At 54.5% G+C, this 20,550-nt stretch carries 34 protein-coding genes; all 34 read right to left on the bottom strand.

Features of this window, described 5'->3' with window-relative positions; genetic code table 11:
- Window positions 1–28: 28 nt before the first annotated feature.
- The 34 genes from bfr to rpsL all read right to left on the bottom strand — a co-directional run bounded on the left by bfr (window position 29) and on the right by rpsL (window position 20,459).
- Window positions 29–493 (bottom strand): bacterioferritin, encoded by a 465-nt coding sequence (gene bfr, locus ACI77H_RS23530; RefSeq protein ID WP_008030905.1) that lies wholly within the window; start codon window positions 491–493, stop codon window positions 29–31.
- Window positions 494–642: 149 nt separating this feature from the next.
- Window positions 643–2,097 (bottom strand): catalase, encoded by a 1,455-nt coding sequence (locus tag ACI77H_RS23525; protein ID WP_407014064.1) that lies wholly within the window; start codon window positions 2,095–2,097, stop codon window positions 643–645.
- 189 nt (window positions 2,098–2,286) lie between these two features.
- Window positions 2,287–2,673, bottom strand: a complete 387-nt coding sequence (gene rplQ, locus ACI77H_RS23520) for a 50S ribosomal protein L17 (protein WP_007896790.1) — start codon at window positions 2,671–2,673, stop codon at window positions 2,287–2,289.
- A 42-nt stretch (window positions 2,674–2,715) separates the two neighbouring features.
- A complete protein-coding gene (locus ACI77H_RS23515) occupies window positions 2,716–3,717 on the bottom strand; it encodes a DNA-directed RNA polymerase subunit alpha (RefSeq protein WP_003186012.1) in 1,002 nt (333 codons plus the stop codon).
- A gap of 22 nt (window positions 3,718–3,739) precedes the next feature.
- Entirely contained in the window at window positions 3,740–4,360 is a 621-nt protein-coding gene (gene rpsD, locus ACI77H_RS23510; RefSeq protein WP_003210056.1) for a 30S ribosomal protein S4, read from the bottom strand.
- Window positions 4,361–4,378: 18 nt separating this feature from the next.
- Entirely contained in the window at window positions 4,379–4,768 is a 390-nt protein-coding gene (gene rpsK, locus ACI77H_RS23505; protein WP_002555466.1) for a 30S ribosomal protein S11, read from the bottom strand.
- 30 nt (window positions 4,769–4,798) lie between these two features.
- Window positions 4,799–5,155 (bottom strand): 30S ribosomal protein S13, encoded by a 357-nt coding sequence (rpsM, locus tag ACI77H_RS23500; RefSeq protein ID WP_003186020.1) that lies wholly within the window; start codon window positions 5,153–5,155, stop codon window positions 4,799–4,801.
- A gap of 130 nt (window positions 5,156–5,285) precedes the next feature.
- Window positions 5,286–5,402, bottom strand: a complete 117-nt coding sequence (rpmJ, locus tag ACI77H_RS23495) for a 50S ribosomal protein L36 (protein WP_002555468.1) — start codon at window positions 5,400–5,402, stop codon at window positions 5,286–5,288.
- A gap of 27 nt (window positions 5,403–5,429) precedes the next feature.
- Complete coding sequence (gene secY, locus ACI77H_RS23490) at window positions 5,430–6,758, bottom strand: preprotein translocase subunit SecY (RefSeq protein ID WP_003228718.1); 1,329 nt, start codon at window positions 6,756–6,758, stop codon at window positions 5,430–5,432.
- Complete coding sequence (rplO, locus tag ACI77H_RS23485) at window positions 6,759–7,196, bottom strand: 50S ribosomal protein L15 (protein WP_007896782.1); 438 nt, start codon at window positions 7,194–7,196, stop codon at window positions 6,759–6,761.
- A 3-nt stretch (window positions 7,197–7,199) separates the two neighbouring features.
- Window positions 7,200–7,376: a 50S ribosomal protein L30 gene (gene rpmD / locus ACI77H_RS23480; protein ID WP_003186033.1), complete on the bottom strand. Its 177-nt coding sequence runs from the start codon at window positions 7,374–7,376 to the stop codon at window positions 7,200–7,202.
- Window positions 7,377–7,378: 2 nt separating this feature from the next.
- The gene (gene rpsE / locus ACI77H_RS23475) at window positions 7,379–7,879 is read right to left on the bottom strand and encodes a 30S ribosomal protein S5 (RefSeq protein ID WP_007943782.1); all 501 of its coding nucleotides are present in this window, start codon (window positions 7,877–7,879) and stop codon (window positions 7,379–7,381) included.
- A gap of 3 nt (window positions 7,880–7,882) precedes the next feature.
- A complete protein-coding gene (gene rplR, locus ACI77H_RS23470) occupies window positions 7,883–8,233 on the bottom strand; it encodes a 50S ribosomal protein L18 (protein WP_003186037.1) in 351 nt (116 codons plus the stop codon).
- Between the two features lie 10 nt (window positions 8,234–8,243).
- Window positions 8,244–8,777: a 50S ribosomal protein L6 gene (gene rplF, locus ACI77H_RS23465; protein ID WP_003176412.1), complete on the bottom strand. Its 534-nt coding sequence runs from the start codon at window positions 8,775–8,777 to the stop codon at window positions 8,244–8,246.
- 12 nt (window positions 8,778–8,789) lie between these two features.
- Complete coding sequence (gene rpsH / locus ACI77H_RS23460; protein ID WP_003186040.1) at window positions 8,790–9,182, bottom strand: 30S ribosomal protein S8; 393 nt, start codon at window positions 9,180–9,182, stop codon at window positions 8,790–8,792.
- A gap of 209 nt (window positions 9,183–9,391) precedes the next feature.
- Window positions 9,392–9,697 (bottom strand): 30S ribosomal protein S14, encoded by a 306-nt coding sequence (rpsN, locus tag ACI77H_RS23455; protein ID WP_003176414.1) that lies wholly within the window; start codon window positions 9,695–9,697, stop codon window positions 9,392–9,394.
- Window positions 9,698–9,710: 13 nt separating this feature from the next.
- Window positions 9,711–10,250: a 50S ribosomal protein L5 gene (rplE, locus tag ACI77H_RS23450; protein WP_003176415.1), complete on the bottom strand. Its 540-nt coding sequence runs from the start codon at window positions 10,248–10,250 to the stop codon at window positions 9,711–9,713.
- Between the two features lie 22 nt (window positions 10,251–10,272).
- On the bottom strand, window positions 10,273–10,587 hold the full coding sequence (gene rplX, locus ACI77H_RS23445; protein WP_003176416.1) for a 50S ribosomal protein L24: 315 nt from the start codon (window positions 10,585–10,587) through the stop codon (window positions 10,273–10,275).
- A gap of 11 nt (window positions 10,588–10,598) precedes the next feature.
- Window positions 10,599–10,967 carry a 50S ribosomal protein L14 gene (rplN, locus tag ACI77H_RS23440; protein WP_002555479.1) on the bottom strand — a complete coding sequence of 123 codons (369 nt, stop codon included), beginning with the start codon at window positions 10,965–10,967 and terminating at the stop codon, window positions 10,599–10,601.
- A gap of 23 nt (window positions 10,968–10,990) precedes the next feature.
- Window positions 10,991–11,257, bottom strand: coding sequence for a 30S ribosomal protein S17 (rpsQ, locus tag ACI77H_RS23435; protein WP_003176419.1), 267 nt, complete (start codon window positions 11,255–11,257; stop codon window positions 10,991–10,993).
- Between the two features lie 2 nt (window positions 11,258–11,259).
- Entirely contained in the window at window positions 11,260–11,451 is a 192-nt protein-coding gene (rpmC, locus tag ACI77H_RS23430; protein WP_008030901.1) for a 50S ribosomal protein L29, read from the bottom strand.
- A complete protein-coding gene (gene rplP, locus ACI77H_RS23425) occupies window positions 11,451–11,864 on the bottom strand; it encodes a 50S ribosomal protein L16 (RefSeq protein ID WP_045057467.1) in 414 nt (137 codons plus the stop codon). The genes rpmC and rplP overlap by 1 nt, the downstream gene beginning before the upstream one ends.
- A 12-nt stretch (window positions 11,865–11,876) precedes the next feature.
- Window positions 11,877–12,563, bottom strand: a complete 687-nt coding sequence (rpsC, locus tag ACI77H_RS23420) for a 30S ribosomal protein S3 (protein WP_003176422.1) — start codon at window positions 12,561–12,563, stop codon at window positions 11,877–11,879.
- Window positions 12,564–12,576: 13 nt separating this feature from the next.
- Entirely contained in the window at window positions 12,577–12,909 is a 333-nt protein-coding gene (gene rplV / locus ACI77H_RS23415) for a 50S ribosomal protein L22 (RefSeq protein WP_003103908.1), read from the bottom strand.
- Window positions 12,910–12,920: 11 nt separating this feature from the next.
- Window positions 12,921–13,196: a 30S ribosomal protein S19 gene (gene rpsS, locus ACI77H_RS23410; protein ID WP_002555486.1), complete on the bottom strand. Its 276-nt coding sequence runs from the start codon at window positions 13,194–13,196 to the stop codon at window positions 12,921–12,923.
- Window positions 13,197–13,212: 16 nt separating this feature from the next.
- Window positions 13,213–14,037, bottom strand: coding sequence for a 50S ribosomal protein L2 (rplB, locus tag ACI77H_RS23405; RefSeq protein ID WP_003210080.1), 825 nt, complete (start codon window positions 14,035–14,037; stop codon window positions 13,213–13,215).
- Window positions 14,038–14,051: 14 nt separating this feature from the next.
- Window positions 14,052–14,351, bottom strand: coding sequence for a 50S ribosomal protein L23 (gene rplW / locus ACI77H_RS23400; RefSeq protein ID WP_002555488.1), 300 nt, complete (start codon window positions 14,349–14,351; stop codon window positions 14,052–14,054).
- Window positions 14,348–14,950, bottom strand: coding sequence for a 50S ribosomal protein L4 (gene rplD / locus ACI77H_RS23395; protein ID WP_007896707.1), 603 nt, complete (start codon window positions 14,948–14,950; stop codon window positions 14,348–14,350). Before rplD ends, rplW begins: the two co-directional genes overlap by 4 nt.
- Before the next feature lie 12 nt (window positions 14,951–14,962).
- On the bottom strand, window positions 14,963–15,598 hold the full coding sequence (gene rplC, locus ACI77H_RS23390; protein WP_003186059.1) for a 50S ribosomal protein L3: 636 nt from the start codon (window positions 15,596–15,598) through the stop codon (window positions 14,963–14,965).
- Window positions 15,599–15,678: 80 nt separating this feature from the next.
- Window positions 15,679–15,990 (bottom strand): 30S ribosomal protein S10, encoded by a 312-nt coding sequence (gene rpsJ / locus ACI77H_RS23385; protein WP_003186070.1) that lies wholly within the window; start codon window positions 15,988–15,990, stop codon window positions 15,679–15,681.
- Window positions 15,991–16,136: 146 nt separating this feature from the next.
- Window positions 16,137–17,330, bottom strand: coding sequence for an elongation factor Tu (gene tuf, locus ACI77H_RS23380; protein ID WP_407014063.1), 1,194 nt, complete (start codon window positions 17,328–17,330; stop codon window positions 16,137–16,139).
- A gap of 31 nt (window positions 17,331–17,361) precedes the next feature.
- Window positions 17,362–19,467 carry an elongation factor G gene (fusA, locus tag ACI77H_RS23375; protein ID WP_150711091.1) on the bottom strand — a complete coding sequence of 702 codons (2,106 nt, stop codon included), beginning with the start codon at window positions 19,465–19,467 and terminating at the stop codon, window positions 17,362–17,364.
- A 30-nt stretch (window positions 19,468–19,497) separates the two neighbouring features.
- The gene (gene rpsG / locus ACI77H_RS23370) at window positions 19,498–19,968 is read right to left on the bottom strand and encodes a 30S ribosomal protein S7 (RefSeq protein ID WP_002555493.1); all 471 of its coding nucleotides are present in this window, start codon (window positions 19,966–19,968) and stop codon (window positions 19,498–19,500) included.
- A gap of 119 nt (window positions 19,969–20,087) precedes the next feature.
- Window positions 20,088–20,459, bottom strand: coding sequence for a 30S ribosomal protein S12 (rpsL, locus tag ACI77H_RS23365; RefSeq protein WP_002555494.1), 372 nt, complete (start codon window positions 20,457–20,459; stop codon window positions 20,088–20,090).
- Window positions 20,460–20,550: the final 91 nt, after the last annotated feature.

Here is a 20,550-nt window from a genome sequence, read left to right as displayed (position 1 = left end):
ACAGGGGCTTTTTTTGTCTCGGTCGCAATCAGGTGTGGGATTGCAGGTAGTTCTCAAGACCGATCAACTTGATCAGGCCTAACTGCTTCTCGAGCCAGTAGGTGTGATCTTCTTCGGTGTCGTTCAACTGAATACGCAGCATCTCGCGGCTGACATAGTCTTTGTGCTGCTCGCAAAGCTCGATGCCCTTGCAGAGTGCGGCGCGAACTTTGTATTCCAGGCGCAGGTCGGCAGCAAGCATGTCGGGCACCGTGGTACCGACATCGAGATCATCCGGACGCATGCGTGGCGTGCCTTCCAGCATCAGGATTCGGCGCATCAGGGCATCCGCGTGCCCTGCTTCCTCTTCCATCTCGTGGTTGATTCGTTCGTAGAGCTTGGTGAATCCCCAGTCCTCATACATCCGCGAGTGAACGAAATATTGATCACGCGCGGCCAGTTCGCCGGTCAGCAACGTGTTGAGGTAATCGATTACGTCTGGGTGGCCTTGCATCGCCCTACATCTCCCTGCTTGAAAGTCTGTAGTTTGAACCAACATGACTATCAGGTCATCCTCTTGACGCGATAAAAGCGAAGATAATCTGAGAAAAGCAGTTTAAATAACGCAAAAACCGCCCAAATAAGGGCGGTTCTGCTTCTCGTTTAGACTTCGTTAAGCTGTACGTTGAGTGCTTTTGCGATTGCTTCTCCATACGCCGGGTCGGCCTTGAAGAAATGCTGCAATTGGCGATCAACTACATCAGCGGAGACCCCGGCCATCGCACCCGCAATATTGTTGATCAGCTGGCTTTTCTGCTCATCACTCATCAAACGGAACAATGCACCTGCGTGGCTGTAGTAGTCCGTGTCTTCGCGATGATCGTACCGGTCAGCCGCACCGCTCAGTGTCAAAGCAGGCTCGGCATAACGGGGCGCTTGTTTCGGCGAGTCTACGTAGCTGTTCGGCTCGTAATTCGGCGCTGCACCGCCATTGCTGCCAAACGCCATGGAGCCATCTCGCTGGTAGCTGTTTACCGGACTGCGAGGTGCATTGACCGGAAGTTGCTGGTGATTGGTGCCGATACGGTAGCGGTGCGCATCGGCGTAAGCGAACACGCGTCCCTGCAGCATGCGGTCTGGCGACAGCCCAACACCCGGCACCATGTTGCTCGGCCCAAAAGCTGCTTGCTCAACTTCAGCGAAGTAGTTCAGTGGATTGCGGTTGAGCTCCAGCTCACCTACTTCGATCAGTGGAAACTCTTTCTGCGACCACGTCTTGGTCACATCGAAAGGGTTCTCGTAGTGCGCAGCAGCCTGGGCCTCGCTCATAATCTGAATGCATACACGCCATTTTGGGAAGTCGCCACGCTCGATGGCTTCGAACAAGTCGCGCTGTGCGTAATCCGGATCGGTGCCTGCCAGACGAGCAGCCTCTGCCGGTGCCAGATTCTTGATCCCTTGTTGGGTCTTGTAGTGCCACTTGACCCAGTGACGCTCACCTCTGGCACTGATCAGGCTGTAGGTGTGGCTGCCGAACCCGTGCATGTGACGATAGCCATCAGGGATGCCACGATCCGAAAACAGGATGGTCACCTGGTGCAACGCCTCAGGCGAATGCGACCAGAAGTCCCACATCATCTGCGCGCTTTTCAGGTTGCTTTGCGGCAGGCGTTTTTGCGTGTGGATAAAGTCCGGAAATTTGAGCGGGTCACGGATGAAGAACACAGGCGTGTTGTTACCAACGATGTCCCAGTTACCTTCTTCGGTATAGAACTTCAGGGCGAAGCCTCGCGGATCGCGCTCGGTGTCGGCCGAACCGCGCTCACCGCCCACGGTGGAAAACCGCAGGAAGGTTGGGGTTTGCTTACCGACGGACTCAAAAAGCTTGGCGCTGGTGTACTCGGTGATGTCACGCGTCACGGTGAACGTACCGTAAGCACCCGAGCCCTTGGCGTGTACGCGGCGCTCAGGAATGTTTTCACGGTTGAAGTGGGCAAGCTTCTCGATCAGGTGGAAGTCGTCGAGCAGCAATGGGCCACGAGGGCCGGCGGAGCGAGAATTCTGGTTGTCGGCGACAGGAGCGCCACTGGCGGTGGTAAGTGTTTTATTTTGGCTCATGCGATCTCTTCCTCTGTCAGTCTTGAACTGCCGGCAAATCGGCTGAGAGGGAGTATTGATCACCAACGTTACACCTACAAATTCATTAACTTGTGAGTGTCGATAGAAAATTACTAACAACAAACGCGTTTTTTGAGCGCCCACAAAAAACCGGGCGCTAGGCCCGGTTTTTCGTTTCAGACTGACGTCTTACTCAGCGGATACAGCTTCACCGCCGACAGGACGATCAACCAACTCGACGTACGCCATAGGCGCGTTGTCGCCAGTGCGGAAGCCGCACTTGAGGATGCGCAGGTAGCCACCCTCACGGGTAGCGTAACGCTTGCCCAGGTCGTTGAAGAGCTTACCAACGATAGCTTTCGAACGAGTACGGTCGAAAGCCAGACGGCGGTTAGCCAGGCTGTCTGTCTTGGCCAAAGTGATCAGCGGCTCAGCAACGCGACGCAGTTCTTTAGCTTTTGGCAGTGTAGTTTTGATCAGCTCGTGCTCGAACAGCGACACCGCCATGTTTTGAAACATGGCCTTGCGGTGCGAGCTGGTGCGGCTCAGGTGACGACCACTTTTACGATGACGCATGGTTCATTCCTTACCAAACACAACGTTCGGTGATTACGACGATCAGGCAGTCGCCTTGTCGTCCTTCTTAAGACTTGCAGGCGGCCAGTTGTCGAGGCGCATGCCGAGGGACAGACCGCGGGAGGCCAGAACGTCCTTGATTTCAGTCAAGGATTTCTTGCCAAGGTTCGGAGTCTTCAACAGCTCTACTTCGGTGCGCTGGATCAGGTCACCGATGTAGTAGATGTTTTCCGCCTTAAGGCAGTTAGCCGAACGTACAGTCAGTTCCAGATCGTCAACCGGGCGAAGCAGGATCGGATCAATCTCGTCTTCCTGCTCGACAACCACTGGCTCACTGTCACCTTTGAGGTCGACGAACGCAGCCAACTGCTGTTGCAGAATGGTTGCAGCGCGGCGGATAGCCTCTTCAGGATCCAGGGTACCGTTGGTTTCCAGATCAATAACCAGCTTGTCCAGGTTAGTACGCTGCTCGACACGGGCGTTTTCCACCACGTATGCGATACGGCGAACCGGGCTGAACGAAGAGTCAAGCTGCAAGCGACCGATGCTGCGGCTTTCGTCTTCATCGCTCTGACGCGAGTCTGCCGGTTCATAACCACGACCACGAGCTACGGTGAGCTTCATGTTCAGGGCGCCGTTAGACGCCAGGTTAGCGATTACGTGATCGGGGTTAACGATCTCGACATCATGATCCAGCTGAATATCGGCAGCGGTAACCACCCCCGAACCCTTCTTCGACAAGGTCAGCGTAACTTCGTCACGACCGTGCAGCTTGATAGCCAGACCTTTAAGGTTCAACAGGATTTCAATTACGTCTTCCTGTACGCCTTCGATCGCGCTGTACTCATGGAGTACACCGTCAATCTCGGCCTCGACTACTGCACAGCCGGGCATTGAGGACAACAGGATGCGGCGCAGCGCGTTGCCCAGGGTGTGGCCGAAACCACGCTCGAGAGGCTCGAGAGTGATCTTGGCGCGGGTTGGACTGACAACCTGCACATCAATATGGCGGGGTGTCAGGAACTCATTTACCGAAATCTGCATGGATGCACCTATTTTCTAGCCCTTACTTGGAGTAGAGCTCGACAATCAGGCTTTCGTTGATGTCGGCGGACAGATCACTGCGAGCTGGAACGTTCTTGAAAACGCCCGACTTCTTCTCAGTGTCTACTTCTACCCATTCTACGCGGCCACGTTGGGCACACAGATCGAGAGCTTGGACAATGCGAAGTTGGTTCTTTGCTTTCTCGCGAATCGCGACCACGTCACCAGCACGAACCTGGTAAGACGGCACGTTTACGGTCTGACCGTTAACGCTGACGGATTTGTGCGATACCAGCTGACGGGATTCGGCACGAGTAGAGCCAAAACCCATACGGTATACAACGTTGTCCAGACGGCATTCGAGCAGTTGCAGCAGGTTTTCACCGGTTGCACCTTTCTTGCCAGCAGCTTCTTTGTAGTAGCCGCTGAATTGACGCTCGAGAACGCCGTAGATACGACGGACCTTCTGCTTTTCACGCAGTTGGGTGCCGTAATCGGACTGGCGACCGCGGCGTTGGCCGTGGATACCAGGTGCTGCTTCAATGTTGCACTTCGATTCGATCGCGCGCACGCCGCTCTTCAGAAAGAGATCGGTGCCTTCGCGACGAGCGAGTTTGCATTTTGGACCAATGTAACGAGCCATTCTTTACAATCTCCTGGATTACACGCGGCGCTTCTTCGGCGGACGGCACCCGTTGTGCGGGATTGGCGTCACGTCGGTGATGCTGGCGATCTTGTAGCCACAGCCGTTCAAAGCGCGGACTGCAGATTCACGACCTGGGCCTGGACCTTTGACGTTAACGTCGAGGTTTTTCAGGCCGTATTCCAGCGCAGCTTGACCAGCACGTTCAGCAGCTACTTGAGCAGCAAACGGGGTGGACTTGCGGGAACCGCGGAAACCCGAACCACCGGAGGTAGCCCAGGAAAGAGCGTTGCCTTGACGGTCGGTGATGGTCACGATTGTGTTGTTAAAAGATGCATGGATGTGGGCGATGCCATCAACCACTGTCTTTTTAACTTTTTTACGAGGACGAGCAGCAGGTTTAGCCATGATTAATTTCCTGTCGATTCGCTGGGGCGATTACTTGCGGATCGGCTTACGCGGACCTTTACGGGTACGCGCGTTAGTCTTGGTACGCTGACCGCGCACTGGAAGACCACGACGATGACGCAGACCGCGATAGCAACCGAGGTCCATCAAACGCTTGATTTTCATGTTGATTTCGCGACGCAGGTCACCTTCAGTGGTGAACTTCGCCACTTCGCCACGCAGCTGTTCAATCTGCTCGTCGCTCAGATCCTTGATCTTTGCGGCTGGGTTTACCCCAGTCACTGCACAGATCTTCTGTGCAGTAGTGCGACCAACACCATAGATGTAGGTCAGCGAGATAACAGTATGCTTGTTATCTGGAATGTTAACGCCTGCAATACGGGCCATTCAGTGGGACTCCAATTGACAGCTACCTACGCCCCGGAAGCCAAGAAATAGGGCGCGAGATAATATCGCTGTAATAACAAATAATCAACCCGGTAGCGCACTAGCTACCGGGCTTGAAGCACAATCACACTCAGCCTTGGCGCTGTTTGTGACGCGGTTCCGCGCTGCAAATTACTCGAACAACACCTTCGCGGCGAATAATCTTGCAGTTACGGCACAGCTTTTTCACCGATGCACGAACTTTCATCACCAACTCCTCGAACCTTATGGGTACTCAGCGCAACATGCCGCTGCCGTAACCCTTCAGGTTGGCTTTCTTCATCAGGGATTCGTACTGGTGCGAAACGAGGTGCGATTGTACTTGGGACATGAAGTCCATCACAACCACGACGACGATCAGCAACGAGGTCCCGCCAAGGTAGAACGGTACGTTTGCCGCAACCACCAGGAACTGGGGAAGCAGACACACGGCCGTCATGTAAAGAGCACCGAACATGGTCAAGCGAGTCAGAACGCCATCAATGTAGCGCGCAGACTGCTCACCTGGACGGATGCCCGGAATAAAGGCACCGGACTTCTTCAGGTTTTCCGCTACGTCTTTCGGATTGAACATCAACGCCGTATAGAAGAAGCAGAAGAAAATAATCCCTGCACTAAACAGCAGAATATTCAACGGCTGACCAGGAGCGATCGACTGCGAGATGTCCTGCAACCAGCCCATACCTTCAGACTGGCCAAACCAGGCACCCAACGAAGCCGGGAACAGCAAAATGCTGCTCGCGAAAATGGCCGGAATAACACCGGCCATGTTCACCTTCAGCGGCAAGTGGCTAGTCTGCGCAGCGAAGACCTTACGGCCTTGCTGACGCTTGGCGTAATGAACAGCAATACGACGCTGACCACGCTCAATGAACACCACGAAACCGATAATCGCTACTGCCAGCAAACCGATGGCGACCAGGGCGAAGATGTTGATATCACCCTGACGCGCAGACTCGAAAGACTGCCCGATCGCTCTCGGAAGACCGGCGACGATACCCGAAAAAATCAACATCGAGATACCGTTGCCAACACCACGCTCAGTAATCTGCTCACCCAGCCACATCATGAACATCGCACCAGCCACAAAAGTGGATACCGCGACGAAATGGAAGCCAAAGTCACCAGTGAACGCAACGCCCTGCCCTGCCAGACCAATGGACATGCCAATGGCCTGAACGAGAGCGAGGACGACAGTGCCGTAGCGGGTGTACTGGCTGATCTTGCGACGGCCAGCTTCACCTTCCTTCTTCAACTGCTCCAGCTGCGGGCTGACGGCGGTCATCAGTTGCATGATGATCGATGCCGAAATGTACGGCATGATCCCCAATGCAAAGATGCTCATCCGCTCCAGCGCGCCGCCGGAAAACATGTTGAACAAGCTAAGAATGGTCCCCTCATTCTGTCGAAACAGGTCCGCGAGTCGGTCCGGGTTGATACCTGGAACCGGGATGTGTGCGCCTATTCGGTAGACGATAATCGCCAGGAACAGAAAACGCAGACGAGCCCAGAGTTCAGACATACCGCCTTTGCCGAGCGCAGAGAGAGCACCTTGCTTAGCCATTTATTCCTCGAACTTGCCGCCAGCTGCTTCGATAGCCGCACGCGCACCTTTGGTGGCGCCGATTCCCTTTCCGATGGTAACAGCGCGAGTCACTTCGCCGGACAGCATGATTTTCACACGCTGTACGTTGACGTTGATCACGTTGGCATCTTTCAGGGACTGCACGGTGACGATGTCGCCTTCCACTTTAGCCAGCTCGGACAGACGCACTTCTGCGCGGTCCATGGCCTTCAGGGAAACGAAACCGAACTTCGGCAGGCGACGATGCAGCGGCTGTTGACCGCCTTCAAAGCCTGGAGCAATGGTGCCACCGGAGCGGGAGGACTGACCTTTGTGGCCACGGCCACCGGTCTTGCCCAAACCACTACCGATACCACGGCCCGGACGATGCTTTTCGCGACGGGAACCCGGCGCTGGACTCAGATCATTGAGTTTCATCGATTAACCCTCGACACGCAGCATGTAGTAAGCCTTGTTGATCATCCCGCGATTCTCGGGAGTATCAAGTACTTCTACAGTGTGACCGATGCGACGCAGACCCAGACCCTTAACGCACAGTTTGTGGTTAGGGATGCGGCCGGTCATGCTTTTGATCAGCGTAACTTTAACGGTAGCCATGATCAGAAGATCTCCTTGACGCTTTTGCCACGCTTGGCGGCAATGGATTCAGGAGACTGCATAGCTTTCAAACCTTTGAAAGTGGCGTGAACCACGTTTACCGGGTTAGTCGAGCCGTAGCACTTGGCCAGAACGTTCTGAACGCCAGCAACTTCGAGGACAGCACGCATAGCGCCGCCAGCGATGATACCGGTACCTTCAGAAGCAGGCTGCATGTACACCTTCGAAGCGCCGTGACCGGACTTCATTGCGTATTGCAGAGTGGTGCCGTTCAGATCAACTTGGATCATGTTGCGACGAGCAGCTTCCATTGCCTTCTGGATCGCAGCAGGCACTTCACGTGACTTGCCACGGCCGAAGCCAACACGCCCTTTACCATCACCAACCACGGTCAACGCGGTGAAAGTGAAGATACGGCCGCCTTTTACGGTTTTGGCTACGCGGTTAACTTGAACCAGCTTCTCAATGTAGCCTTCGTCGCGCTTTTGGTCGTTATTTGACATAACTTAGAACTCCAGCCCAGCTTCACGAGCAGCATCAGCCAGCGCCTTGACGCGGCCGTGGTACTTGAAGCCAGAGCGGTCGAAAGCCACCTGCGAGACGCCAGCGGCTTTAGCACGCGTAGCGACCAGCTGGCCAACCTTAGTGGCCGCGTCGATGTTGCCAGTGGCGCCATCACGCAGTTCTTTATCCAAAGTCGAGGCAGATGCCAGGACTTTGTTGCCGTCGGCCGAAATGACCTGGGCGTAGATGTGCTGCGACGAGCGGAACACACAGAGACGCACGACTTCGAGTTCGTGCATTTTCAGGCGTGCTTTGCGAGCGCGACGCAGTCGAGTAACTTTTTTGTCGGTCATTTGCTATGCCCTACTTCTTCTTGGCTTCTTTACGACGGACGACTTCGTCCGCGTAGCGCACACCTTTGCCTTTGTACGGCTCTGGTGGACGGAAGTCGCGGATCTCGGCGGCCACTTGACCTACCAGCTGCTTATCGATGCCCTTGATCAGGATATCGGTCTGGCTAGGAGTCTCAGCGGTGATGCCTTCCGGCAGTTCATAATCCACTGGGTGCGAGAAGCCAAGAGCCAGGTTCAGCACTGTGCCTTTTGCTTGCGCTTTGTAACCAACACCGACCAGCTGGAGCTTACGCTCGAAGCCTTGGCTTACGCCTTGGACCATGTTGTTTACCAACGCACGAGTGGTACCAGCCATTGCGCGAGTTTGTTGATCGCCATTGCGAGCAGCGAAACGCAGCTCACCAGCTTCTTCAACGATCTCAACGGACGAATGGATGTTCAGTTCGAGAGTGCCCTTGGCACCCTTCACCGAAAGCTGTTGGCCTGCGAATTTGACTTCGACACCGGCTGGCAGCTTAACGGGGTTCTTAGCGACGCGTGACATGCTTATCCCCCCTTAGAACACAGTGCAAAGAACTTCGCCGCCGACACCGGCAGCGCGCGCAGCACGATCCGTCATCACACCTTTGTTGGTGGAGACGATAGACACACCGAGACCGCCACGAACTTTTGGCAGATCATCGACGGACTTGTACTGACGCAGGCCTGGACGGCTAACGCGCTTCACTTCCTCGATGACCGGACGGCCTTCGAAGTATTTCAGCTCGATGGACAGCAGTGGCTTGATTTCGCTGCTGATCTGATAACCCGCAATGTAACCTTCGTCCTTCAGGACTTTGGCAACAGCTACCTTCAAAGTAGAAGATGGCATGCTTACGACGGACTTTTCAGCCATCTGGGCATTACGGATTCGAGTTAGCATGTCCGCTAACGGGTCCTGCATACTCATGGGCTAGACGCTCCTAATACAAAAAAATTAGCCTTGCGGCTACTACTTGTCGCCGAGCTCATCCATGCAAAAAAAGCACGGGCTCAGGCGAGCCGGGTATTCTAGACACACCCCACAAATGAATCAAGCCCCAAAAGGGGCTTGATTCAAGTTCAAGGTCACCGGCGGTCAGGATCTTGCGAAACTGGACGCCGAGACTTTGATAGTGCTTACCAGCTGGCTTTAACCAGACCAGGTACGTCACCACGCATTGCAGCTTCACGCAGTTTGTTACGGCCGAGGCCGAACTTGCGGTAAACGCCGTGTGGACGACCGGTCAGGCGGCAGCGGTTACGCATGCGCGAAGCGCTTGCGTCACGTGGCTGCTTCTGCAGAGCTACCGTAGCTTCCCAACGCGCTTCTGGACTTGCGTTCAGATCAACGATGATAGCTTTCAGTGCTGCACGCTTTTTGGCGTACTTGGCAACCGTGAGCTGACGCTTCAGCTCGCGGTTTTTCATGCTCATCTTGGCCATTTTCCTACTCCAATCAGTTGCGGAACGGGAATTTGAAAGCACGCAACAGGGCGCGACCTTCGTCATCGTTCTTGGCAGTGGTGGTCAGGGTAATGTCCAGACCGCGGAGAGCATCGATCTTGTCGTAGTCGATTTCCGGGAAGATGATCTGCTCTTTAACGCCCATGCTGTAGTTACCACGACCATCGAAGGACTTGGCATTCAGGCCGCGGAAGTCGCGAACCCGAGGCAGGGAGATCGACAGCAGACGATCCAGGAATTCATACATACGCTCACGGCGCAGGGTCACTTTGACGCCGATCGGCCAACCTTCACGGACTTTAAAGCCAGCGATGGATTTCCGAGCGTAAGTCACAACAACTTTCTGACCGGTGATCTTTTCCAGGTCGGCAACAGCGTGCTCGATGACTTTTTTGTCACCGACTGCTTCGCCCAGACCCATGTTCAGGGTGATTTTTGTAACGCGTGGAACTTCCATCACGTTCGAAAGCTTAAGTTCTTCCTTAAGCTTCGGTGCGATTTCTTTCCAGTAAATCTCTTTTAGTCGTGCCATGGTCTCATCTACCTAGCAGTGTTCAAGCATCAACCGCTTTTTGGGTCGACTTGAAGACACGAATTTTCTTGCCGTCTTCTACTTTGAAACCAACGCGATCAGCCTTGTTGGTTTCGCCGTTGAAAATGGCGACGTTAGAAGCGTCCAGTGGAGCTTCTTTTTCGACGATACCGCCTTGCACGCCCGACATAGGGTTAGGCTTGGTATGACGCTTAACTAGGTTCAGACCACCAATAACCAGACGGTTATTAGCGAGAACCTTAAGCACCTTACCGCGCTTACCTTTGTCTTTGCCGGCGATCACGATGATCTCGTCGTCACGACGAATCTTTTGCATGTCGGATCTCCTTACAGCACTTCTGGGGCGAGCGAGACGATCTTCATGAACTTCTCAGTACGAAGTTCACGGGTCACTGGCCCAAAGATACGGGTGCCGATCGGCTCTTGCTTGTTGTTCAGAAGAACAGCAGCGTTGCCATCAAAGCGGATAATGGAGCCATCAGCACGACGTACACCGTGACGAGTGCGGACTACAACAGCAGTCATCACTTGGCCTTTTTTCACCTTACCGCGAGGAATTGCTTCCTTCACGGTAACTTTGATGATGTCACCGATACCAGCGTAACGACGATGGGAGCCACCCAGCACCTTGATGCACATAACGCGGCGAGCGCCGCTGTTATCGGCCACATCGAGCATGGATTGAGTCTGAATCATATAATTTCTCCGACCCCTAGTCCTTAGACTTCCACAGCGCGTTCGAGAACATCAACCAATGCCCAAGACTTGGTCTTGGCCAGCGGACGAGTTTCACGAATAGTGACTTTGTCGCCGATGTGGCACTGATTGGTTTCGTCGTGCGCGTGCAGCTTAGTCGAACGCTTAACGTATTTACCGTAGATCGGGTGCTTTACGCGACGCTCGATCAGAACGGTGATGGTCTTGTCCATTTTGTCGCTGACAACACGGCCAGTCAGCGTACGGACGGTTTTTTCGGCTTCAGCCATGATTACTTACCTGCCTGCTGTTTGAGCACAGTCTTCACGCGAGCGATGTCACGCTTAACTTGCCGGAGCAGGTGAGACTGCCCCAACTGGCCAGTTGCTTTCTGCATACGCAGATTGAACTGGTCGCGCAGCAGGCCGAGCAGTTGCTCGTTAAGCTGCGGCGCGTCTTTTTCACGAAGTTCGTTCGCTTTCATCACATCACCGTCCGTTTAACAAAGGCGGTGGCGAGCGGCAGCTTTGCAGCAGCCAGGGCAAAAGCCTCACGCGCCAGCTCTTCAGTAACGCCCTCGATTTCATACAGGACTTTGCCTGGCTGAATCTGGGCAACCCAGTACTCCACAGAACCCTTACCTTTACCCATACGAACTTCGAGGGGCTTTTTGGAGATCGGCTTGTCCGGGAATACACGGATCCAGATCTTGCCGCCACGTTTAACGTGACGGGTCAGAGCACGACGCGCTGACTCGATCTGACGAGCGGTGAGACGACCACGAGCTACAGACTTCAGCGCATATTCGCCGAAGCTGACTTTGCTACCGCGCTGAGCCAGACCACGGTTGTGGCCTGTCATCTGCTTGCGGAACTTCGTACGCTTTGGTTGCAACATTTGGCGTACCCCTTACTTAGCAGCTTTTTTACGAGGCGCTGGTGCTTGTGGTTTCAGTTCTTCTTGGCGACCACCAATTACTTCGCCTTTGAAGATCCAAACCTTTACACCGATCACACCGTAAGTGGTGTGAGCTTCGTAGTTGGCATAGTCGATGTCGGCACGCAGGGTGTGCAGTGGCACACGACCTTCGCGATACCATTCAGTACGTGCGATTTCAGCACCGCCGAGACGACCGCTCACTTGGATTTTGATGCCTTTGGCACCAATGCGCATGGCGTTCTGTACAGCGCGCTTCATAGCGCGACGGAACATTACGCGACGCTCCAGCTGCTGAGCTACGCTCTGCGCAACCAACATACCGTCGAGTTCCGGCTTGCGGATTTCTTCGATATTGATGTGCACAGGCACACCCATTTGTTTGGTCAGGTCCTGACGCAGTTTCTCAACATCTTCCCCTTTCTTCCCGATAACGATACCTGGACGAGCGGTGTGGATGGTGATACGTGCAGTTTGGGCCGGACGATGGATATCGATACGGCTTACGGACGCGCTTTTTAGTTTGTCTTGGAGATACTCGCGCACCTTCAGATCAGCGAACAAATAGTCCGCATAAGTCCGACCGTCTGCGTACCAGACGGAGGTGTGCTCCTTGACGATTCCCAGGCGAATGCCAATGGGATGTACTTTCTGACCCATCTCTTCGACTCCGTTACTTGTCAGCAACCTTGACAGTGATATGGCAAGACCGCTTGACGATGCGATCAGCACGGCCTTTGGCACGTGGCATGATTCGCTTCAGCGAACGCCCTTCGTTGACGAAAACGGTGCTGACTTTAAGGTCATCAACGTCTGCGCCTTCGTTATGCTCGGCGTTGGCTACGGCCGACTCCAGCACTTTCTTCATGATCTCGGCGGCTTTCTTACTGCTGAAAGCCAACAAGTTGAGCGCTTCGCCCACCTTCTTCCCGCGGATCTGGTCGGCGACCAAGCGGGCTTTCTGGGCGGAGATTCGAGCGCCCGACAACTTAGCGGCTACTTCCATTTCCTAACCCCTTAACGCTTGGCTTTCTTGTCAGCCACGTGCCCACGATATGTGCGGGTACCGGCGAACTCGCCCAGTTTGTGGCCGACCATGTCTTCGTTCACGAGAACTGGTACATGTTGACGACCGTTGTGTACTGCGATGGTCAGACCGACCATTTGTGGCAGGATCATCGAACGGCGCGACCAGGTTTTAACTGGTTTGCGATCGTTCTTTTCCGCCGCCACTTCGATCTTCTTCAGTAGGTGAAGATCGATAAAAGGACCTTTTTTCAGAGAACGTGGCACTGTCGTATCCCTCTATTTACTTGCGACGACGGACGATCATTTTGTCGGTACGCTTATTACCACGAGTCTTCGCGCCCTTAGTCGGGAAGCCCCATGGCGATACCGGATGACGACCACCAGAGGTACGACCTTCACCACCACCATGTGGGTGGTCAACCGGGTTCATGGCAACACCACGAACGGTTGGGCGAACGCCACGCCAGCGTTTGGCACCAGCTTTACCCAGCGAACGCAGGCTGTGCTCGGAGTTCGAGACTTCACCCAGGGTCGCGCGGCATTCAGCCAGCACTTTACGCATCTCACCAGAACGCAGACGCAGGGTCACGTAGACACCTTCACGAGCGATCAGCTGAGCCGAAGCACCAGCGGAACGAGCGATTTGCGCGCCTTTACCTGGCTTCAATTCGATGCCGTGTACGGTGCTACCAACTGGAATGTTACGCAGTTGCAGAGCGTTGCCCGGCTTGATCGGTGCCAAAGCACCTGCGATCAGCTGGTCGCCAGCGCTCACGCCTTTAGGGGCGATGATGTAGCGACGCTCGCCATCTGCGTACAGCAGCAGAGCGATGTGAGCAGTACGGTTTGGATCGTATTCGATACGCTCGACAGTGGCAGCGATGCCATCTTTGTCGTTGCGACGGAAATCGACCAGACGATAATGCTGCTTATGGCCACCACCGATGTGACGAGTGGTAATACGACCATTGTTGTTACGACCACCAGTCTTCGATTTTTTCTCGAGCAGCGGTGCGTGAGGAGCGCCTTTGTGCAGCTCCTGGTTGACCACCTTGACCACAAAACGGCGGCCAGGGGAAGTCGGTTTGCATTTAACGATTGCCATGATGCACCCCTTCCTTACTCAGCACTGCTGCTGAAATCGAGATCTTGGCCTGGCTGAAGGGAGATAACTGCCTTCTTCCAGTCATTACGCTTGCCCAGACCGCGAGCGGTGCGCTTGCTCTTACCCAGAACGTTCAGGGTAGTAACACGCTCAACTTTCACGCTGAACAGGCTTTCGACGGCCTTCTTGATTTCCAGCTTGGTTGCGTCAGTTGCAACCTTGAAAACGAACTGGCCTTTCTTGTCAGCCAGAACCGTAGCCTTCTCGGAAACGTGCGGGCCAAGCAGAACTTTAAATACGCGTTCCTGGTTCATCCCAGCAGCTCCTCGAATTTCTTCACGGCCGACACGGTGATCAACACCTTGTCGTATGCGATCAGACTAACTGGATCGGAACCTTGCACGTCACGTACATCAACGTGTGGCAGGTTGCGAGCAGCCAGGTACAGGTTCTGATCAACTACTTCAGACACGATCAAGACGTCAGTCAGGCCCATGCCGGTCAGTTTGTTCAGCAGATCTTTGGTCTTCGGTGCATCAACAGCGAAGTCCTGAACCACAACCAGACGATCAGTACGCACCAGCTCAGCAAGGATGGAACGCATTGCTGCGCGATACATCTTCTTGTTCAGCTTCTGGGTGTGATCCTGAGGACGAGCTGCGAAAGTGGTACCGCCGCCACGCCAGATTGGGCTACGGATAGTACCGGCACGAGCACGGCCAGTACCTTTCTGACGCCATGGGCGCTTACCGCCACCACGAACGTCGGAACGGGTCTTTTGCTGCTTGGAACCTTGACGGCCGCCGGCCATGTAGGCCACGACTGCTTGGTGAACCAGCGTCTCGTTGAATTCGCCGCCAAATGTCAGTTCGGAAACTTCGATCGCTTGAGCGTCATTTACATTTAATTGCATGTCAGCTTCCCCTTAACCGCGAGCCTTGGCTGCTGGACGTACAACCAAGTTGCCGCCAGTAGCGCCAGGAACAGCGCCCTTGACCAACAACAGATTGCGTTCAGCGTCCACGCGCACTACTTCGAGGGACTGCACGGTCACGCGCTCAGCGCCCATATGACCGGACATTTTTTTGCCCTTGAATACACGACCAGGAGTCTGGCACTGGCCGATAGAGCCTGGAACGCGGTGGGACACGGAGTTACCGTGGGTATTATCTTGCCCGCGGAAGTTCCAACGCTTGATCGTACCCTGGAAGCCTTTACCTTTGGACTGACCGGTTACATCAACCAGTTGACCAGCAGCGAAGATTTCAGCGTTGATCAGGTCGCCGGCCTGGTACTCGCCTTCTTCAAGGCGGAATTCCATTACGGTACGACCAGCGGCTACGTTCGCTTTAGCGAAGTGGCCAGCCTGAGCAGCTGTAACACGCGAAGCACGACGCTCACCTACAGTGACTTGCACTGCACGATAGCCATCGGTTTCTTCAGTTTTGAACTGGGTGACGCGATTCGGCTCGATCTCAATGACCGTGACCGGAATGGAGACACCTTCTTCGGTGAAAATACGGGTCATACCGCATTTACGACCGACTACACCAATAGTCATGTTGTAAACCTCATGAGTGTACGGGGCTTTCACCCGCTATGGCCGCCCATTTCAGAGCGTTACACGACTAAGACCGAGTCTTAGCCGAGGCTGATCTGCACTTCCACACCGGCCGCAAGATCAAGCTTCATAAGAGCATCAACGGTTTTATCCGTCGGCTGGACGATATCCAGAACGCGCTTATGAGTACGGATCTCGTACTGGTCACGCGCGTCTTTGTTGACGTGCGGGGAGACCAGAACGGTGAACCGCTCTTTACGGGTAGGCAGTGGAATTGGACCACGCACTTGAGCACCAGTACGTTTCGCGGTTTCCACGATTTCCTGGGTGGATTGGTCGATCAGGCGATGGTCAAAAGCCTTCAACCTGATACGGATTTGCTGATTTTGCATTGGATTTCAGACTCCGGCTGCTATTCCCACCGAGCGCAATACGCCCGTTAAAAGGAGGCGCAATTCTATAGACGCCCCAGATGGGTGTCAACCCAATAAAAAAGCCCCCGCTAGGCGGGGGCTTTTTCAAGTCATCACTTATTAAGTTAAGCGATGATTTTGGCTACGACGCCAGCGCCGACGGTACGACCGCCTTCACGAATAGCGAAACGCAGACCATCTTCCATTGCGATGGTTTTGATCAGGGTGACAACCATTTTCACGTTGTCGCCTGGCATTACCATTTCAACGCCTTCCGGCAGTTCGCAGTTACCGGTCACGTCAGTGGTCCGGAAGTAGAACTGTGGACGGTAGCCTTTGAAGAACGGAGTGTGGCGACCGCCTTCTTCTTTGCTCAACACGTACACTTCAGCTTCGAAGGTGGTGTGCGGCTTAACCGAACCTGGCTTGACCAGAACCTGGCCACGCTCAACGTCGTCACGCTTGGTGCCGCGCAGCAGCACGCCGCAGTTCTCGCCAGCACGACCTTCGTCGAGCAGCTTACGGAACATTTCAACACCGGTGCAGGTGGTGACGGTAGTGTCACGCAGACCAACGATTTCCAGCGAGTCTTGAACCTTGACGATACCGCGCTCGATACGACCGGTTACAACAGTACCGCGACCGGAGATCGAGAACACGTCTTCGATTGGCATCAGGAACGGCTTGTCGATAACGCGAACTGGATCCGGAATGTAAGTATCCAGAGTTTCAACCAGCTTACGAACGGCAGTGGTGCCCATTTCGTTGTCATCCAGACCATCCAGCGCCATACGAGCGGAGCCGATGATGATTGGAGTGTCGTCGCCCGGGAAGTCGTAAGTGCTCAGCAGATCACGCACTTCCATCTCAACCAGTTCCAGCAGCTCAGCGTCGTCTACCAGGTCAGCCTTGTTCAGGAAAACCACGATGTACGGAACGCCTACCTGACGGGACAGCAGGATGTGCTCACGGGTTTGCGGCATCGGACCATCAGCGGCCGAGCAAACCAGGATAGCGCCGTCCATCTGAGCAGCACCGGTGATCATGTTCTTCACATAGTCAGCGTGACCTGGGCAGTCAACGTGAGCGTAGTGACGAATGTGCGAGTTGTATTCAACGTGCGCGGTGTTGATGGTGATACCACGAGCTTTCTCTTCCGGTGCGCTATCGATCTTGTCGAAGTCAACACGAGCCGAACCGAAGATTTCGGAGCAGACGCGAGTCAGAGCAGCAGTCAGAGTGGTTTTACCGTGGTCAACGTGACCGATGGTGCCAACGTTGACGTGCGGAAGGGAACGATCAAATTTTTCTTTAGCCACGACAATTAACTCCTAGCCTAAAGGGGCTGAATCAGCCTTGTTTTTTGGTAACGGTTTCGACGATGTGCGACGGAGCCGTATTGTATTTTTTGAATTCCATAGAGTAGCTTGCGCGACCTTGGGACATGGAACGAACATCGGTCGCATAACCGAACATCTCGCCCAACGGAACCTCGGCACGAATTACTTTACCGGAAACCGTATCTTCCATACCCAGGATCATGCCGCGACGACGGTTAAGGTCGCCCATCACGTCACCCATATAGTCTTCAGGTGTAACAACCTCTACCGCCATGATCGGCTCGAGCAACTCACCACCGCCCTTCTGGGCCAGTTGCTTGGTCGCCATGGAAGCAGCCACCTTAAACGCCATCTCGTTCGAGTCGACGTCGTGGTAGGAACCATCAAACACGGTAGCCTTCAGGCCGATCAGCGGATAACCGGCAACAACGCCGTTCTTCATCTGCTCTTCGATACCCTTCTGGATAGCCGGGATGTATTCCTTAGGAACCACACCACCCACCACTTCGTTCACGAATTGCAGACCTTCCTGACCTTCGTCAGCAGGAGCAAAACGGATCCAGCAGTGGCCGAACTGACCACGACCGCCGGACTGACGAACGAACTTGCCTTCGATTTCACAGTTCTTCGTGATGCGCTCACGATAGGAAACCTGAGGCTTACCGATGTTGGCTTCAACGTTGAACTCGCGGCGCATCCGGTCAACCAGGATGTCCAGGTGCAACTCGCCCATGCCGGAGATGATCGTTTGACCAGTCTCCTCATCAGTCTTGACGCGGAAAGATGGATCTTCCTGAGCAAGCTTGCCCAGAGCGATACCCATTTTTTCCTGGTCATCCTTGGTCTTAGGCTCCACGGCAACCGAAATAACCGGCTCCGGGAAGTCCATGCGAACCAGGATGATTGGCTTGTCAGCGCTGCACAAAGTCTCACCAGTGGTGACGTCCTTCATGCCGATCAAGGCCGCGATGTCACCAGCGCGCACTTCCTTGATTTCTTCACGGGCGTTTGCGTGCATTTGCACCATACGACCCACGCGCTCTTTCTTGCCTTTAACCGAGTTGATCACGCCGTCGCCGGAGGCCAACACGCCCGAGTAAACTCGAACAAAGGTCAAGGTACCCACGAATGGGTCGGTAGCGATTTTGAAAGCCAGAGCCGAGAACGGTTCGCTGTCATCTGCATGACGCTCCATCTGCTTTTCCTCGTCATCAGGGTCAGTACCCTTGATGGCAGGAATGTCAGTTGGAGCAGGCAGGTAATCGATAACGGCGTCGAGAACCAGGGGAACGCCCTTGTTCTTGAAGGAAGAACCGCAAACAGCCAGGACGATTTCGCCAGCGATAGTACGCTGACGCAGAGCGGCCTTGATTTCCGCGTTGGTGAGTTCTTCACCTTCGAGGTACTTGTTCATCAGTTCTTCGCTGGCTTCGGCCGCAGCCTCAACCATGTTGCCGCGCCACTCGTCAGCCAGCTCCTGCAGCTCAGCAGGGATAGGCTTGCGAACTGGAACCATGCCTTTGTCGGAGTCATTCCAGTAAACAGCTTCCATAGCCAACAGATCGATCTGACCCTGGAAGTTGTCTTCGGAACCGATAGCCAATTGGATTGGCACCGGAGTGTGACCCAGACGCTGCTTGATCTGGCCGATCACGCGCAGGAAGTTTGCACCAGCACGGTCCATCTTGTTTACGTAAACAAGACGTGGAACGCCGTACTTGTTGGCTTGACGCCATACGGTTTCCGACTGAGGCTCAACACCCGAGGTACCGCAGAACACAACGACCGCGCCATCGAGAACACGCAGGGAACGCTCAACTTCAATAGTGAAGTCAACGTGGCCCGGGGTGTCGATGACGTTGAAACGGTATTGGTCCTTGTGCTGCTTCTCGGAACCCTGCCAGAAGGCGGTAATGGCAGCAGAAGTAATGGTAATACCACGCTCCTGCTCCTGAACCATCCAGTCTGTGGTCGCGGCGCCGTCATGCACCTCGCCCATTTTGTGACTTTTGCCAGTGTAAAAAAGGACGCGCTCGGTGGTGGTGGTTTTACCAGCATCCACGTGAGCAACGATACCAATGTTACGGTAGCGGTTAATCGGTGTTGTACGAGCCATAAAGCCCTCGCAAAATTAGTGACGCTAAAATTAGAAGCGGTAGTGCGAGAAAGCCTTGTTGGCTTCAGCCATACGGTGCACGTCTTCACGCTTCTTAACTGCAGCACCTTTGCCTTCAGCAGCGTCCAACAGTTCGCCAGCCAAACGCAGAGCCATAGACTTCTCGCCGCGCTTACGGGCGAAGTCTACCAACCAGCGCATTGCCAGAGCGTTACGACGGGACGGACGAACTTCGACCGGAACCTGGTAAGTAGCACCGCCTACACGGCGCGACTTTACTTCGACCAGCGGAGCGATGGCGTCGAGAGCTTTCTCGAAGATTTCCAGGGGATCGCTGTTCTTGCGTTCTTTAACCTTTTCCAGCGCGCCATAAACGATACGCTCGGCAACGGCTTTCTTGCCGCTTTCCATCACGTGGTTCATGAACTTGGCCAGGATCTGGCTGCCGTATTTTGGATCGTCAAGCACTTCGCGCTTGGCTGCTACGCGTCTTCTTGGCATGGATAAGCCCTCAAACGGTCTTCAGGTTCGCTCGGAATCGGTGCCCTTTCGGGACGCCTCCGACCTTACTCTTATCGACTCAGAAAAATAGATGATTCAGTTTTTACAAAAAGCCACTACTACTTAGGCTTCTTGGTACCGTACTTCGAACGACCTTGGTTACGACCTTTAACGCCGGAAGTATCCAAAGAGCCGCGAACGGTGTGGTAACGAACACCTGGCAAGTCTTTTACACGGCCGCCACGGATCAGTACGACGCTGTGCTCTTGCAGGTTGTGGCCTTCACCGCCGATGTACGAGGAAACCTCGAAACCGTTGGTCAGACGCACACGGCATACTTTACGCAGTGCCGAGTTAGGTTTTTTCGGCGTAGTGGTATACACACGAGTGCATACGCCACGACGTTGCGGGCAGTTCTGCAGCGCAGGCACGTCGGATTTCTCGACGATACGCTTACGCGGCTGACGTACCAGCTGGTTGATAGTTGCCATCTACTAGCTCCACTGTTGTCTTGCGACGCTATTGTCTTGCAAGAAAAGCAAAATGGCAGGAACGAATTCCCGCCAAATTTAGGGGTACAAG

Origin of the sequence: Pseudomonas sp. O230, from assembly GCF_045447035.1 — a bacterium.
Taxonomy (GTDB): Bacteria; Pseudomonadota; Gammaproteobacteria; order Pseudomonadales; family Pseudomonadaceae; genus Aquipseudomonas.
Note: the sequence above shows the minus strand (reverse complement) of the source record. Positions and strands in the feature narration are given on the sequence as shown.